This is a genomic window from Rickettsia endosymbiont of Halotydeus destructor (assembly GCF_049278075.1).
In the GTDB taxonomy this organism is placed as follows: domain Bacteria; phylum Pseudomonadota; class Alphaproteobacteria; order Rickettsiales; family Rickettsiaceae; genus Rickettsia.
Genome location: NZ_JAPNPB010000005.1, coordinates 1 through 15569 on the forward strand (window position 1 = coordinate 1; position 15569 = coordinate 15569).

Here is a 15569-nt window from a genome sequence, read left to right on the forward strand (position 1 = left end):
AACAAAAAAGAACCAAAATTAGATTTATTTTAATTAGGTGTACAGAGCCTAATTGCTTTAACCATTTTTGATTTATTTAGTAAGGTTCGATTTAACCAAGACGCTATACAATAACTACGCTTCAACTAAACAATTTTCAGCAAGCCGAGCAAATAAAGTTTCAATCATAATCCACCCTTTTTTTTGCACTGCTAATAAAGAGGAGTCTGTAATATTCATTTTTCTTAGTAAATCTATGCCAATTTGTTCATGCTTGGGATCAAGCTCACAGTGAGTATTAAAATGTTTTTCTGCTTTATTACTATTTGAAAAAACAGGAACTAAATATTCGTAAAATATAGTAGCGCAGGACTCTATTACTAAATGAATCAGTACAGTGCGCCCACTATCACCGAGCGTTAACATTTTCATAATGAACCAGCTTGCTAATGCCTCAAAAATTGGGTCTTCAACTAGTACATAATCTTTGCGGCTATTTAAAAGCTGTAAATTATGACCAAATTCTTCTTCTAAATGATGCCAGGCGAGCTTGGAATAGTTTTGTTCTTCAGAAAAGACTACTCTTGCCAAAACTATTTTTTGAAATTCATTTGACCATATCTGGAAGTAATTAAGAAAAATTTCTTTTTGTACGTTGTTATTTAATTTGTTTTCCTTGACGATTTTGAACAGTTTATTCTGTCTAAAATTATCTTTATATATTTGATTATTTAAAAGTAATTGTTCTAATAAATTCATATAAATTTTAATAGTTGTTAATATTTACTTTACATAATATTAACAATCATTAGAATTTATGTCACCAAAATAATAGCAAGTTTTGATAATTATTTTTTATTATCCATTACCCATTTACTATTTAAATAATCATTATTATATTTATTCAAATATTCATCATATTTACCTTTAAAATCTATTATTGATTTTTGAGAAATGGCAATAACTCTAGTAGCAATATGGCTAGCAAAATCTCGATCATGAGTAACAAGGATTAAAGTGCCTGCATAGTTAACTAAAGCTTCCTTTAAAGTATTACGAGCTTCAATATCTAAGTGGTTGGTTGGTTCATCAAGTACCAGGACGTTACTTTTTTCCAGAATAATTTTAGCTAGTAATAATCTTGCTCCTTCACCACCGCTTAAACTTAAAATATTTTTATTTACTTCCTCCTGACGAAATAATACCTGCCCCAAAGTGCTTCGAATAGTTCGATCAGTCTCTGTTTCGGCCTGAGCCGTTAACCAATTAAGAATGCTGATATTCTCATTCAATAATTCATGATGATCTTGAGCAAAATAAGAAATTTGAGTTTCATACCCCCATTCATAACTGCCATTATCTGCTAATATTTTTTCAAGTAAAATTTTTAAAAGCGTTGATTTCCCAACACCGTTTGGGCCAATAATTATAATCTTCTCGCCTCTGGAAACCGTAAAATTTACCTTACTTAATACTATTTTATCAGTAAAGCTTTTGGAAATATCACTAACTTTTAATACTAATTTCCCTGACGGCCTGTTTTGCTGAAAATTAAAGACGGGGCTAATACGTGAAGATTTTTGTAAATCAGGTAGCTGTATTTTTTCAAGTTGTTTTTCTCTTGATGCACTTTGCCTTGCTCTCGTGCCGGCTCGGAACCTATCAATTCCTGCCTGCATTACAGCAATTTTTTTCTCTAAAAAAGCATGTTCATTAAGTTTTTGTTCGGCTACTAATTGTTTTTCTTTGACAAAATTATCGTAATTGCCTGTATAAGGTTTAATTTCACCGTAATCAATATCAAGAATATGAGTAGCAACATTATTAAGAAAAGTGAGATCGTGAGAAATAAAAACTAAAGTACCTTTAAATGAAGTTTTTAAATAATTCTCCAGCCAGTAAATAGAAACTATATCAAGATGATTGGTTGGCTCATCAAGTAATAATATATCAGGGTTATTAAATAACCCCTGAGCAAGTAACACACGCAGCTTGTAGCCGCCCGATAGTACCGAAAGCGGTTGAGAATGATGTTCTTCTTTTATACCGAGGCCGACTAACAATTCTGCAGCAAAAATTTCTGCCGTATAGCCATCATTATCGTAGATAATTTGTTCCAGTTCGCCGAGTCTGAAGCCTGTCTCTTCATCGCATTCTACTTTTTCAAGTAATTTATTTTTTTCCTGTAAAGCATTCCACAATTCTTCTTTGCCGGCAATTACGGTATCTATAATTAACGTATTTTCGTACCGAAATTGATCTTGTTTTAAACAGCCTATTTTAGAGTTTCTAGAAATATTAATTTCACCGAAAGCTGGTTCTTCCTCTCTTAATAAAACTTTAAAAAAAGTAGTTTTTCCTGCACCGTTAGCTCCGACAAGCCCGTATCTATTACCTTTTTTAATGTGAAGATTTACGTCGGTAAATAATATTTTTGCGCCATAGCTCATAGCTAGGTTATTTATAATGATCATGTGTATGTTTATATTGAGTTTGGTTAAAGATTTTAGGATGAGAGGGGCATACCTAGTTTAAGGAAGAATTATTGCATGGGTCAAATTTTCAATGTTATTCTCGCGCGGTATACCTCAACATCATTGCGAGGAGTTGCGATAGCAACGACGCGGCAATCTAGAAAATAAAATTTCATAGCATTTTTTGCTATTTTTTGTTTAGATTGCCATGTCGATTCTCCGAATCTCCTCGCAATGACAGCTAAAATTCGAGCCATGCGATAATACCGACTTGACTACTGAAGTAATTACTCCTTAATTTTATTACTACCCATTATATTATAACCGCAATCGACATAATGTATTTCACCGGTAACGCCTGAGGATAGATCGCTCAATAAATATACCGCTGCTCCTGCTACATCTTGCCCTGAAGTGTTGCGGCGTAACGGAGAAGTGGTTGCATGCGAGGTAAGCATGGAATTAAAATCGCCGATAACGCTACCTGAAAGCGTTTTAATCGGTCCAGCAGAGACTGCATTTACTCGGATGTTATTAACACCCATGTCGCTTGCTAAATATCTAACGCTAGATTCTAACGCAGCTTTTGCTACTCCCATAACGTTATAATTAGGAATAACTTTTTCAGCTCCGTAATAAGTTAACGTTATAATACTTCCGTCCTTATTCATTAAAGGCTCTGCATGTTTTGCTAACGTTGTTAAGGAGTAACAAGATATATTCATGGAATTCAAAAAATTTGCTAAACTTGTATCTATATAGCGCCCTTTTAACTCATTTCTATCGGAAAAAGCCATGCCGTGTACAAGGAAATCAAAGGTTCCCCATTTCTCTTTAATAGTTTCAAATAATTTGGTAACTGAATTTTCATCCGTAACGTCACACATTGCAACAAAATCACAATCTACTTCTTCTGCTAAAGGCATTATACGTTTTTCAAGGACTTCCGACTGATAAGTAAACCCAAGTCTAGCTCCATGCTTTTTAGCTAGCTGCGCAATGGCCCAGGATATTGACATATTATTTGCTATGCCGGTTATTAACCCTTTTTTTCCTGCTAATAATCCAGGTAAGTTAATTGACATTTATTACCTCTATTTAATAATTAAAAATCTTGCCCGAATGATAGCATGATGTATTATTTTGTAAATAAAATTATATATCGCTCGTCTTTTAAGAATTGTTGTTTCATTTTATCAGGGATTCACGTACTCACCTATTAAGTATAGGCTGCGTGCGTTCACCCTTCAAAATAAAATCCAATTCTTAAAATACTTCACGTATATTTCACTTCTACTTGACCTAAAATTAAATAATATGATCGGTTTAAAAACTATTACTTTACTACTCGGGATGCTTAGCGGGCTTGTATTCGCTCCAACTTTTTTTCTGCCTTTACTTTTTACTCTATCATATTTGTGCTATCAAGTAAAAATAGCCAAGAGCTGGCAGCAGGCAGCAATAGTTAGTTACATATTTGGCTTTGGGCATTTTTTAGTCGGCATGTATTGGATTAGCCTTGGGGTTAGTGTTTATATTGAAGAATTTTGGTGGGCTATTCCGTTTGCGTTGATAGGGTTGCCTCTTATCTTAGCGTGTTTTATTTCTGCTAGTTGTATAGGCAGTTTTTTTGCTCGAGATAATAAATATTATCAATTTATTTTTTGCTTACACTGGATATTATTTGAATGGATGCGGTCATGGATATTTACCGGTCTTCCCTGGAATCTTTTAGGCTATGCTTTTTCATTTTCAGATATATTAATTCAAGTTGTTAGTATAACAGGAATATACGGCCTTAGCTTTATCGTAGTTTATATTTCTACAAGTTTTTATCCTCTTCTTGCTAAACCCAAAAATGAAAAAGATTATAAACAGTTAAAAATATTATTGATCAACTCGGCTATTATGATAACAATAATTGCTGTTTACGGAAAAGTTAGATTAGATAATCATTCTACTCGTTTTTCCGCTATTCAAGTACGATTAATACAACCAAGTATTGCGCAAACTTCTAAATGGGATGCAAGCGAGTTTTGGAAAAATCTAATGCTACATATTAAATTATCCGAGGATTCGCCTGCTGACTTAATTATCTGGTCGGAAGCGGCATTAATAGTTCCTTTTAACCAACCGGAAATAAAATCAGAATTATCAAAAATGTTAAGATATTCGAAAGCAATTTTAATTACTGGTGGCGTAGATAGTAATGAGAAGCAGGGTGATGATTTTGAGCTTTATACTAGTATGTATGCAGTTGCAAAAAGCGGTAATAAATTATTTGAGTATCATAAATCTCATTTAGTGCCGTTTGGCGAATATATGCCTTTAAAAAATATATTGCCTTTCAAAAAATTAACACATGGATTTGTTGACTATACTGAAGGGAGGAGTGAATTAGTTTACCTTAAAAAGCTTAACCTTAAAATAAAACCGCTTATTTGTTATGAGTCAATTTTTCCTGATTTGGTTCGTACAAGCAATAAAATTGCTGATGTGATAATTAATATTACCAATGATGCCTGGTACGGCCAATCGAGTGGACCTTATCAGCATTTTCAGATTAGTCGCAGCAGAGCCGTAGAAAACGGTTTGCCCTTAATCAGGGTAGCAAATAATGGTATTTCTGCTGTAATAGATCCTTTGGGCCGCATAATAAAAAAATTAGATTTAAATGAAGTGGGTTATATAGATGCGCTCATTCCTCAAAAAATAAATGCTCCTACTATATACTCGCGGTATGGAAATATAGGCATTTTAATAATTATTATTTTTATATTATTAACTAATTATTTAATAAATCTTAAATTTCGAGGTTAAATTTCAATCAAAAAATTATTACTCTTTAAACAAGTTGCTTGATTCGAGAAAAAACTATCTTTATAATCACATCTAAAGTTGAAGAAAGTTTTTGATAATTAAATTAATTGTAAAGATGAGCGAATCAAAAAGATATATTGATAAAATAGCTAGTGAGCGTTTAAAGCAACGCCGCATAGCTTTAGGAATTAGTCAAAAAGATTTGGGTAAAGCTATTGATATAAGTGCCCAGCAAGTACAAAAATATGAAGAAGGATTAAGCATTATACCGGTAAGTAGGCTATATGTTTTTTCAAAAATTTTAAATGCTCCCTTAAGGTATTTTACAGAAAACTCAGAAAAGACAAAAGAAGAAACTGAATATTTATTTGAAGAATCAAAAAATAATTTAGTAAATGAGGTCGCTGAGGATAAGGAAGAATACACGGCTCATTTTAATTATAAAAAATTATCACGCTCTATGGAGAGAGAAGTAATAGCTCTTGTTAGAGCTTTTACCGAAATTCAAAGCCCAGATATTAGGAGAATAATAATCGAGCTTGTTAAATCTGTTACCACAGTTTCAAGTCTAGATAATTAAAATTCTGGTATTGTTAATTAAAGATAAATCTTGTTATTGTGAGCAGATACTGTTGCATATAGATAATCAGAAAATCAATAAGAGCTAAAAATTGGCATTGCTAACTAACGAGAGATTAGCTAAGAATTTACCGTCATTGCGAGGAAAATTACGAAGTAATGGACGAAGCAATCTAGTAAAAAAACGCTAAAATTAACACTTTTTTATTATTTTTATGGATTGCCGCAGCCACTTCGTGGCTTCGCAATGACGGTATCTCTCGTTAGTTAGCAATGCCTAAAAATTTCATAACGCCAGTATTTAAGTTAGCCTTTTTAAGGAACAGCAAACTTGATATCAACGGGTACAAGACGATTATAATGCTAAGCTAAATGGTAATATCGCCGAAACTATATCAGGTAATGTTTTTTAATAATAAATAGTTTTCAAAAATATTAAATAGGTTTGAGATTTGTAAAATATTTGTGTGTTGTTAAGCTTTGCAGCATAGATATTATTTATATCTCTTCATTGTAAAGAGCATTTATCGCGTGCATCAATTTTTTGTAAAACATTTAATGTCATCTAATTGCTTGACCACGGTATGACACTATACTTATAATAAATTATATATAGAGTAATCTATCCACGTAATAATATCCACTTACAATAGAGTTTTTAGCAGATGAACAATGTCTTTGCAAAAATAATATGATTTAAATTTAAGCATCACAAATATTTTTAATAACATAAATAAGCAATGAATATAAGTCCTGATTATTTAATTGAAAGAAGACAAAAGAAAAAACAACTGTTAATTTGGAAATTAATTGCGGTTGTATTAATTATAGTTTTGGTCAGTGTTATCGGTAAAAAATTCATTTTACAAGATAAATTGCCGATGAATCAGGAATATATAGCTTCAATATTAATAGAAGGGATAATTCTAGAAGATGCAAAGCGCGATAAAAAACTTAAAGAAATAATTGATGATAAACAAATTAAAGCGTTGATAGTTAATATTAATTCTCCCGGAGGAACAGTAGTAGGATCCGAGAAAATTTATAATATTTTGCGAAAAATATCTGAGAAAAAACCGGTAGCAATAGTCATGGGGACAATGGCAGCAAGCGGCGGTTATTTAATATCGCTTGGGGGAGATTATATAGTTAGCCATAACGGTACGATTACTGGCTCAATCGGAGTAATATTACAAACTGCTGAAGTGACGGATTTAGCTGAAAAATTAGGAATTAAATTTACAAACTTTAAGTCGGGAGAATTGAAAGCCGCTCCAAACCCTACGGAAAAAGTTACGGAAATAGTACGTCTGGCTATAATGGAAAATATTTACGATAATTATGACTATTTTATTGAGCTTGTAGCGTTACGCCGAAAAATTCCGATAGCTGAGGTAAAGAAAATAGCGGACGGTCGAATATATTCGGGGCGCCAAGCTTTAAAACTAAACCTAATAGACAGTATAGGCTCGGAAGATACTGCATTAAAATGGTTATATGAAATTAAAAAAATTAATTCGCGGTTAGTAGTAAAAGAGTTTAAACTAAAACCAAAGCATAATTTATTTGAAATAATCTTTGAGGAATTTGATAGTATTATTCCTAACTTTTTTAAAAGCAATTTTCACGGTGCCAAAGCAATTTTAAATATTGGCAACTTTAAATATTAGCAATTCTCAATGCAAATTATTTTTAATAATGACTAATAAATCTTCTTCTAACTCTTATTTAATTGATAAAATACATAATGAACTGAATTATTTTTCTAAAGAAGATATTGCAGATTCATTAACTTTAGTTTTAAATTATTTAGGGGAATCGCTAAAAGAACAAGAGCGAATTGAAATAAGAGGATTCGGTAATTTTTCTATTAGACAACGTAAGTTTCCAAAAAGCGATTATTTTTATAAAACTATTTATTACAGAATGCCTAAGAATTTATTTAAAGATTGATTAGGCTCGGTGAACAAAGTTGTAATTATTTATATTTTTAGGTATTTTTATACGAAAATTAATAAGATTTTTGCAGAAATAGTTATTTCTATTTTAAAAAATCTTATAATTGGAAGTATAAAAAGAACCAAAATAGATTAATTAAAATTTTGTTCACAGAACCTAGATATATCGTATTTAGATATCATTCTAGGAGGTCTACGAGTTGTTATGGCAGCGTCGAATTCTTAATATCATTCCCGCGTAAGGCATTGCTCGCGTGGAACGATTTCACTTCGTCATTGCGAGAAAGCATTTATGTCCGATGTGGCAATTTAGAGAAAAAATAGCAAAAAATGCCATGAAATTTATCATTTCTAGATTACCGCGCCGCGTACAGCGGTGAGCCATGACGGTTGAGGTCCTAGATCACCACGTTGCTACGCTCCTTGAAATGATAAGTATAAATATTTTTTCTGGATTCTTCACCTAGGTTCTGTGAACAAAATTTAAGTTATTTATATTTTAAGATATTTTTTAGCGAAAATTAATAAGATTTTTGTAGGAATAGTTATTCATATTTCAAAAAAATCTTATAATTTGCAGCAAAAAAGAACTAAAATAGATTAATTTAAATTTTGTTCACAGAACCTAATGTAGAAATAACATTTGAAATTTATTGTTTCCTGAATCAACTATGAAAACTATTTTACCTGATCGCTCTCTTAAAATCCAAGTTAGGCTTAATTATATAGTGAGCCAGGTTTTAGATATTGCTCAAGATAAAATTACCATGATTATCTTGTATGGCTCGTTTGCAAGAGGCGATTGGGTACGTGATCTACCTAATGGCTATCATAGCGATACTGATATTTTAATAATTCTCAAAAAAGGTAAATATAAAGGACACGCTACCTTAAGATTAGAAGATAAAATATATAAAAGGTTAGAGAAGACGGGAATAATAAAAGATCAGATTATCCCATATGATTCAGAGATATCTATAATTCTTGAATCAATAGATGAGGTAAATACTCAGCTTGAAAAAGGACGTTATTTTTATACCGATATTAAAAAAGAGGGCATTCTTTTATATGATAGCGAAGAATTTACACTTAGTGAAGCTAAAGATTTACCTTGGGGTGAAGTAAGAAAAATTGCAAAAGATGATTATGAAGAGTGGTTTAGTAGAGGTGAAGATTTTTTAATAGGAGCTAACGATTTTTTAAAAAGAAATAAAAATGCTTTAACTGCATTTATGTTGCATCAAGCCACTGAAAGTTTTTACAGTAGCATTTTACTAGTTTTTTCTCGCTACAAACCAAAACTACACGACATAAAAAAATTAGGGAGCAGAGCAGCAAATTATAATAGTGAGTTATTGCAAGTTTTTTCCATAGCAGCTCCTGAACAAAAAGAGTGTTTTAAATTACTCCGAGATGCTTATGTTAAAGCGAGATACGATAAAAGTTATAGAATTAGTGAAGAGCAACTACTTTATCTAATTAAGAGAGTAGAAAAATTAAAAGAAATCACTGAAAGAATTTGTCTAAAACGGATTAATGGGTAAGCATTGTTTGCGTGAATACTTCAATCGTCTGAGTTGAACGACTTTCGTTCACGCCGCAATATAGGACTCTTGCGGTCATTACCAGGAGGTATTGCTCGCGTGTATATTAAAGCTGTCATTGCGAGAAGGGACGTAGTCCCGACGTGGTAATCTTATTATTAGATTGCTTCGCTTGCAATGACAAAGTTGTAGTTTTTTTTTAATTGCTGCGCCGCGTACAGCAGTGAGCCATGACGCGTGGGGTACAGCATATTTCAAATAGCCTTGGTACAAGCGAATTTTTCAGGTCTCGCCTGTGCTCACGTACTTTAAGTACGCATAGCAGCTCGCCTTTAAATTCATCTTGTCTGAAATATACTGTATATCCATGCGGGCGACACCTCCACAGGAATGACATAGAGAATAGCCTGAACTAATAGAATATGCTTTAACTTATCTCACGCAACAATATCTTGCGAGGAAAGACGCAGTCTCGACGTGGTATAATCTCCACCCCCCAACGTCATTGCTAGCGAACTGCGTGGCTGTGGCAATCTAAAAATAATACTTTTCTGTCATTACTTCATTTAGTTCAGTATCTTTTTAATAGATGCAGCAAACTTATTATGGGTATTAAGAAACAATAGTGAAATGTATTGAATTAGGTGAGGTTTATAAGAAATATTTTTTTAAGATATAGTGAATACCGCTAATGCTAACCCATTTACGGTATGAAATATATTTTTAAAAAATTAAAAGATGAAATAGAAATTGCACCTAATTCAATACATTTTACTATATATAATAAAGGACTATTATATGAGTCTATGCGGGTAATGCCATATTCCTGAGCTTGCAGAACGCCGGTTCAGCATGACAAAAAAAGCTGGGTTCCCGTTTTCACGGGAATGACAGCAAAAAGCATAAGAATAACAGCGTGTAGATTGGAAAAAAATACTTACGACAAATTTAAAAATGTGTTGAAAATTTTAAATGAAAAGTTTGAGTGTCATCATATTTCTTTTTCTTAATCGGGAATCCCCAATCCATTCTTATCGGAGCAAAACGTGTTACCCAAATAAATCCAAAACCTACCGAAGCTCTTAGTGATTTATCATTATAAAAACCGTTAGGTGATTGAAATTTTTTCTTATTTAAACCTACGCCCCACAAGCTTCCCAAATCCATAAAGACTGCGCCGGTTAAATTAAATTCTTCTGGTAAAGGAGTAGGGAAATTAAGTTCCGTAGAAAATGTATAGTATTTTTCGCCACCTAATCCTTTATTAGTAACCTTTTCACGAGGCCCAACCCCACCGCTAGCGAACCCTCTTAATGTATAATCTCCTAGATTAAAACGATCCGAAATACGAACAGTTTTGCCGGCGACACCTAAAATACTACCGCCAGCTGCCGATAATTTTAAAGTAAGCTTATTATTTATGAAGGATTTAAAATATTTACCATCAAGCTCATGTTTTAAATATTTATTATTTCCACCAACACCGGCAAATTCTTGCGTACCGCTTATTAGGTAACCGTTTTTTGGAATAATTCTACTATCTGTTTGATCATAGGTAATAGTATGCCCTATTGCCGAGGTAATAAATGTGCCCATTTGTTCGGGTAAAAATCCTGAATTTGACGGGCTTAAATCATTTAAAGTATCCTGCTTAATCAAATAATCAATTTTATGACTTAAATCTTCCATAATCTCATAACCGAGCGAAGTTTGAGAACCGATAGAGTGTGTTTTATAACTCTGATCACCTTGTGACATAAGAGTAGAGCCGCGACCGCTATAATTTCTAAATATATTTTCGCTAAGCGATAGATCTCGGTCTAAAAAGTGTGGTTCCGTTATACCGGCATAATAGCTAGCGCTACTTTTACCCATCTGTATGCCGGCATTTAATAATTTACCAGTACCAACTAAGTTACGTTCCGAAAAGGATAAACGCCCAAATATCCCGCCGGAGGTATTATACCCTAAGTCAAAGCCGATAGAGGAAGTAGATTTTTCATCAACGTCAATATTAAGGTCATATTTATCCTTTTCTTTTGTCGGGGTGACGGTAATAGCTACTTTTTCAAAATAATCTAAATTTCGAAGGTTACGCTCGCTTTTTTCTATATAAGTACGATTAAATATATCTCCTTCTTCAACTTTAAACTCTCGTCTTATAACCTTATCTTCAGTTTTTAAATTGTTATTAATATTAATTTTATTTATAAAAACTCTATCTGCTTTATCGATAATAAATTTAATATTAATAGTGTGATCTGAATTTTTATTTTCTATATCCGGATAAACATTTACTGCAGGGTAGCCCATGCTAGCAAAATAACCGGCAATTTTTTCAGCCGCATTATCTAAAGCTTTCATATTAAAAACGTCACCTTGTTTGACGGTAATAAATTTATTAATCTCTGATATATTAACATTCGGTAATTTATTATCGATTGTAATATTACCAAGTTTATATTTATCACCTTCATCAAGAGAATAGGTAAGGGTAAAATATTCTTTAGTAGGGCTTAGTGTTGCTGTTGCCGATATTAATCTAAAATCAGCAAAACCGACTGATTGATAAAACTCTTTTAATAGTTCTTTATCGTATTCTATACGATCAGGATCATAGGTGTCGTTAGTTTCTAGAAAACGAAACCATCTAGATTCTTTAGTTAAAATAACGGTTTTAAGCTCACCGTCACGATAATGCTCATTGCCGCTAAAATAAATATATTTTATACCGGTTTTCGGTCCTTCGGCGATATCAAATATAACCTTAACTCTGTTATTTTCTAAATTCTCAATTTTAGGTGTTACGATAGTTGCAAAACGTCCGGAACGTTTATACATTTCTAATATTTTTTTTACGTCCAATTCAATTTTTGCCTGACTAAGAGACTCACCGGCCATGGTATAAATTTCTTTAGCTAACATTCCGGTTTTTAGTTTAGAATTACCGCTAAATACTACGCTACTAATAAAAGGAGTTTCCGTAACGGTAACCACGAGATTACCCTTGTCTAGCAATTTAATATTTATGCTTTTAAAAAGCGAAGTAGCATATAAATTTTTAATCGCTTCATCTTCTTTTGACCCATTATAAACATCACCGACTTTAAGCTTCAAATAGCTCTCGACGGTTGAGCGTTCTACTCGATGATTTCCTTCAATAGTTACTTTTTGGATAACACCGTTTGCCAGGGAAAAATGATAGTAAAAAACAGTGATTGCTAAAATTGCTAATTTAACGATTGATCGAATTGTCACCTAAAACCTTCTTTATTTTTAGCTAAAATTAATAAAATATTTTTTACTATAGTAAATTATATTAATAAGCGCAAGTTAGATCATACATTAACTTATAATTTGACTATCAAAAAATTTTGATTGTGAGCAGGGGATGTAAAGAGATCGTATTTATTAAAAGTATGTCATATCGTATCCCCTCTTACGGTATCTAGAAAATTTTTGGTATAAAAAGACTAGAAGCCGTGATTAAGTCACGGTATGACAATATCTTAACAAGTTACAACTCATCAACCTAACAATAACCTCTCCTTAAGAAAACAAGCCTTTTATGTCATTTGAGATAGAAACTATTATAAGAAAAATTATTATTCCTGCTCCTAACTGTAGCAAAATATTTTTGATGCGATTATTCGGTAATTTACCGGTAATTGCTTCATAAGTTATAAATATTAAATGTCCACCATCAAGCACTGGTATAGGTAAAAGATTAAGCAAACCTAAATTAATTGACAACATTGCCATAAACCATAAGAAAGCATCTGCTCCTTGTGCAAGCGACTTACCTGATTCCTTAGCAATCTTTACAGGCCCTCCTATCTCATTAAGAGACCGCTGCCCTAGGATCATTTGAGCAAACGCTTTCAATGTTAAAATTGAAAAGTCTATAGTATCACTAGTAGCTTCCACAATACTTGAAAAAATATTTATTTTAATATGAATAGGTTCACCTTTAGCCATAATTCCAAGATAAAATCTTTTTATTTTGCTTGATTGTTTGGATGAGGAAGATATTTCTTCAGGTGTTATGCTAATATTAAGTTCTTCTTCTTTTCGCTGGATTAATAAATTTGCAGGACGATTTTGATTAATTAGTATTTCATTTTGTACATCGCTAAAATCTTTAACGATTTTATTATTAATCTTGATGATTTTATCATTCTCCTGTAAGCCTGCTTTTTCTGCTGGTGACGAAGTTACTATTTCTGCGATTACTGCCGGGATTTCAATTTTTCCTATGCAAAAATAGAAACCGGTAAATATTATAATGGCAAGTAAATAGTTAATCATCGGTCCAGCAGCAACGATTAAAAAGCGTGCCAAACAAGATTTAGCAAAAAAAGCTACCTCGTTATTAATAGCTTTGGTTTTATCAAGTAATGATTGGTCATAACCGTAAATTTTAACATAGCCTCCGAGCGGCAAGAGGCAGATTTTCCATCTTACGCCCCGCTTGTCCGTAATGCCTATTAACTCTTTACCGAATCCTATGGAAAACTCTTCAACTTTTACCCCAAAGAATCTTGCAGCTAAATAATGTCCTAGTTCATGAATAAATACCAGGATACTAATTGTTAGGATAAAGCCGAATATAGATAACATAAATAAATTTTATAAGTTTACTAATAAGATGTTTTGTTATATCCTGTCATTTCCTGCGCCATATAACAACGCTGGCCTGATTCGAAATCCCTGTTTTCTTCATCTATTTTTATATATTATGAGCTCAAACAAAATTAATAAAAAAACGATTGCCCGCATTGCGGCGGTACAGGCTATTTATCAGTATACGTTACAACCGGAGCAAGATATAGAGCAAATAATAGAAAAGATGATAACTTTTTATCAAGATGAAAAAACCAGCGATAATTCTGAAACCAACTCGCATGAGCATTTAAAAATATCATTAAACATAAGCCATTTTAAGACGTTGGTAAAGCGAGTAATTGAAAATTTTGATAAAATAGAGCAGATTATTTCTACGCATCTAACAAATACTAAAGATATTACTCATATGCCTGTTTTACTTTTGGCTTTATTACGTGTGAGTATCTGTGAATTGTTATTTTTTATTGATATACCACCTAAAGTAGTAATTAATGAATTTACTGATATCGCAAATGATATGTTAAATGAGCATGAAATCGGCTTTGTTAATTCAATGTTAGACACCATAGCCAAAGAAACTAGACCTCTTACATCACTCTACTTCTAAAGGTAATTTGTACGTCGCGCCGGTACTCGAATCCTCACGTACTAAGTGTACGCTACGGTTCTGCGTTCCGTGTCTCCTTCAAATTCCTCTTTATAAGCGAATTCTGTAAGGGTCTAGTAAGAATTAAATAAAAAACATTATATGTCAGATAATTTAAAAGGTTATAGAAGTAAGTTCGTCAGAGTTAAAACTTCTAAAAAACGAACTATTTCATCAAATAAATGGTTAAAACGTCAGTTAAACGATCCTTATGTTGCTAAAGCGCGGTTAGACGGCTATAGATCGAGAGCAGCATATAAATTGCTTGAGATTCATGAAAAGTTTAAATTATTTAAGCCGGGAATGAAAATAGTTGATTTGGGTGCTGCTCCCGGGGGCTGGAGCCAAATAGTAGCAACCCTAACCAAATCTACTGATAATAAATCAAACAGTAAAATAGTTTCCGTAGATTTATTAGAAATTGAACCGATAGCCGGGGTAGATTTTTTTCAAAAAGATTTTTTTGATGAAGAGGCAGAAGGGATGATTACGGAAGCTTTGAGCGGTAAAGCAGATATAGTAATGAGCGATATGGCGTCAAATACCACGGGGCATAGGGCTACTGATCATACTCGCACAATGTTTTTATGTGAACAAGCTTTTGATTTTGCCGTAAAAATTCTAAAACCTCAAGGACATTTTATCGCTAAAATCTTTCGTGGTGGCACTGAAACCGAGCTTTTAAATAAGGTAAAACTTCATTTCTCTTTAGTAAAACATTTTAAGCCGTCCTCTAGCAGAGCAGAATCTACAGAAATTTATTTAGTCGCTTTAAATAAGCGGAATAAGTAACTTGATGTCGTGCAGTGACTTGATCCTCTACTATACGAACGTTGAAGATGTCCTTCCCGCGTAGGCGGGAATCCAGAAAATTAAACTAAAAATCTATATAACTTACAATTATATAGAAAAAAGCCTTACAAGATAAGGCTTTTTAGTCTGG

Annotated in this window: 12 protein-coding genes and 2 pseudogenes; 7 read left to right on the forward strand and 7 right to left on the reverse strand. The window is 32.7% G+C overall.

Annotated elements, in window-relative coordinates; genetic code table 11:
* Nucleotides 1-114: 114 nt before the first annotated feature.
* From OTR29_RS05140 to fabI, 3 genes are all read right to left on the reverse strand, one after another.
* Nucleotides 115-738 (reverse strand): hypothetical protein, encoded by a 624-nt coding sequence (locus OTR29_RS05140; RefSeq protein ID WP_422229689.1) that lies wholly within the window; start codon nt 736-738, stop codon nt 115-117.
* A gap of 89 nt (nt 739-827) precedes the next feature.
* Nucleotides 828-2453 carry an ABC-F family ATP-binding cassette domain-containing protein gene (locus OTR29_RS05145; RefSeq protein WP_422229691.1) on the reverse strand — a complete coding sequence of 542 codons (1626 nt, stop codon included), beginning with the start codon at nt 2451-2453 and terminating at the stop codon, nt 828-830.
* Between the two features lie 287 nt (nt 2454-2740).
* On the reverse strand, nt 2741-3538 hold the full coding sequence (gene fabI, locus OTR29_RS05150; protein WP_422229693.1) for an enoyl-ACP reductase FabI: 798 nt from the start codon (nt 3536-3538) through the stop codon (nt 2741-2743).
* Between the two features lie 232 nt (nt 3539-3770).
* Here fabI and lnt point away from each other — a divergent pair, with 232 nt between their 5' ends.
* The 5 genes from lnt to OTR29_RS05175 all read left to right on the forward strand — a co-directional run bounded on the left by lnt (nt 3771) and on the right by OTR29_RS05175 (nt 9354).
* Nucleotides 3771-5273 (forward strand): apolipoprotein N-acyltransferase, encoded by a 1503-nt coding sequence (gene lnt / locus OTR29_RS05155; protein WP_422229695.1) that lies wholly within the window; start codon nt 3771-3773, stop codon nt 5271-5273.
* Nucleotides 5274-5388: 115 nt separating this feature from the next.
* Nucleotides 5389-5853, forward strand: coding sequence for a helix-turn-helix domain-containing protein (locus OTR29_RS05160; protein WP_422229696.1), 465 nt, complete (start codon nt 5389-5391; stop codon nt 5851-5853).
* A 739-nt stretch (nt 5854-6592) separates the two neighbouring features.
* Entirely contained in the window at nt 6593-7522 is a 930-nt protein-coding gene (gene sppA, locus OTR29_RS05165; protein ID WP_422229698.1) for a signal peptide peptidase SppA, read from the forward strand.
* A gap of 28 nt (nt 7523-7550) precedes the next feature.
* Nucleotides 7551-7805: an HU family DNA-binding protein gene (locus tag OTR29_RS05170; RefSeq protein WP_422229700.1), complete on the forward strand. Its 255-nt coding sequence runs from the start codon at nt 7551-7553 to the stop codon at nt 7803-7805.
* A 676-nt stretch (nt 7806-8481) separates the two neighbouring features.
* Nucleotides 8482-9354 carry a HEPN domain-containing protein gene (locus OTR29_RS05175; RefSeq protein ID WP_422229702.1) on the forward strand — a complete coding sequence of 291 codons (873 nt, stop codon included), beginning with the start codon at nt 8482-8484 and terminating at the stop codon, nt 9352-9354.
* Between the two features lie 240 nt (nt 9355-9594).
* Here the strand turns inward: OTR29_RS05175 and OTR29_RS05180 are convergent.
* The 3 genes and pseudogenes from OTR29_RS05180 to rseP form a co-directional block, all read right to left on the reverse strand.
* Nucleotides 9595-9751, reverse strand: a pseudogene (locus OTR29_RS05180) (palindromic element RPE3 domain-containing protein); the annotation flags it as partial.
* A 551-nt stretch (nt 9752-10302) separates the two neighbouring features.
* A complete protein-coding gene (bamA, locus tag OTR29_RS05185; RefSeq protein WP_422229704.1) occupies nt 10303-12612 on the reverse strand; it encodes an outer membrane protein assembly factor BamA in 2310 nt (769 codons plus the stop codon).
* A gap of 291 nt (nt 12613-12903) precedes the next feature.
* Nucleotides 12904-13974: an RIP metalloprotease RseP gene (rseP, locus tag OTR29_RS05190; RefSeq protein WP_422229706.1), complete on the reverse strand. Its 1071-nt coding sequence runs from the start codon at nt 13972-13974 to the stop codon at nt 12904-12906.
* 118 nt (nt 13975-14092) lie between these two features.
* On the opposite strand from rseP, the gene nusB reads away from it, so the two are divergent.
* A complete protein-coding gene (gene nusB, locus OTR29_RS05195; RefSeq protein WP_422229707.1) occupies nt 14093-14587 on the forward strand; it encodes a transcription antitermination factor NusB in 495 nt (164 codons plus the stop codon).
* On the opposite strand, the pseudogene OTR29_RS05200 reads toward nusB, so the two are convergent.
* Nucleotides 14576-14697 (reverse strand): annotated as a pseudogene (locus tag OTR29_RS05200) (palindromic element RPE1 domain-containing protein); the annotation flags it as partial. The gene nusB and the pseudogene OTR29_RS05200 sit on opposite strands and share 12 nt — an antisense overlap.
* A 31-nt stretch (nt 14698-14728) precedes the next feature.
* On the opposite strand from OTR29_RS05200, the gene OTR29_RS05205 reads away from it, so the two are divergent.
* Nucleotides 14729-15418, forward strand: coding sequence for an RlmE family RNA methyltransferase (locus tag OTR29_RS05205; protein WP_422229709.1), 690 nt, complete (start codon nt 14729-14731; stop codon nt 15416-15418).
* Nucleotides 15419-15569: the final 151 nt, after the last annotated feature.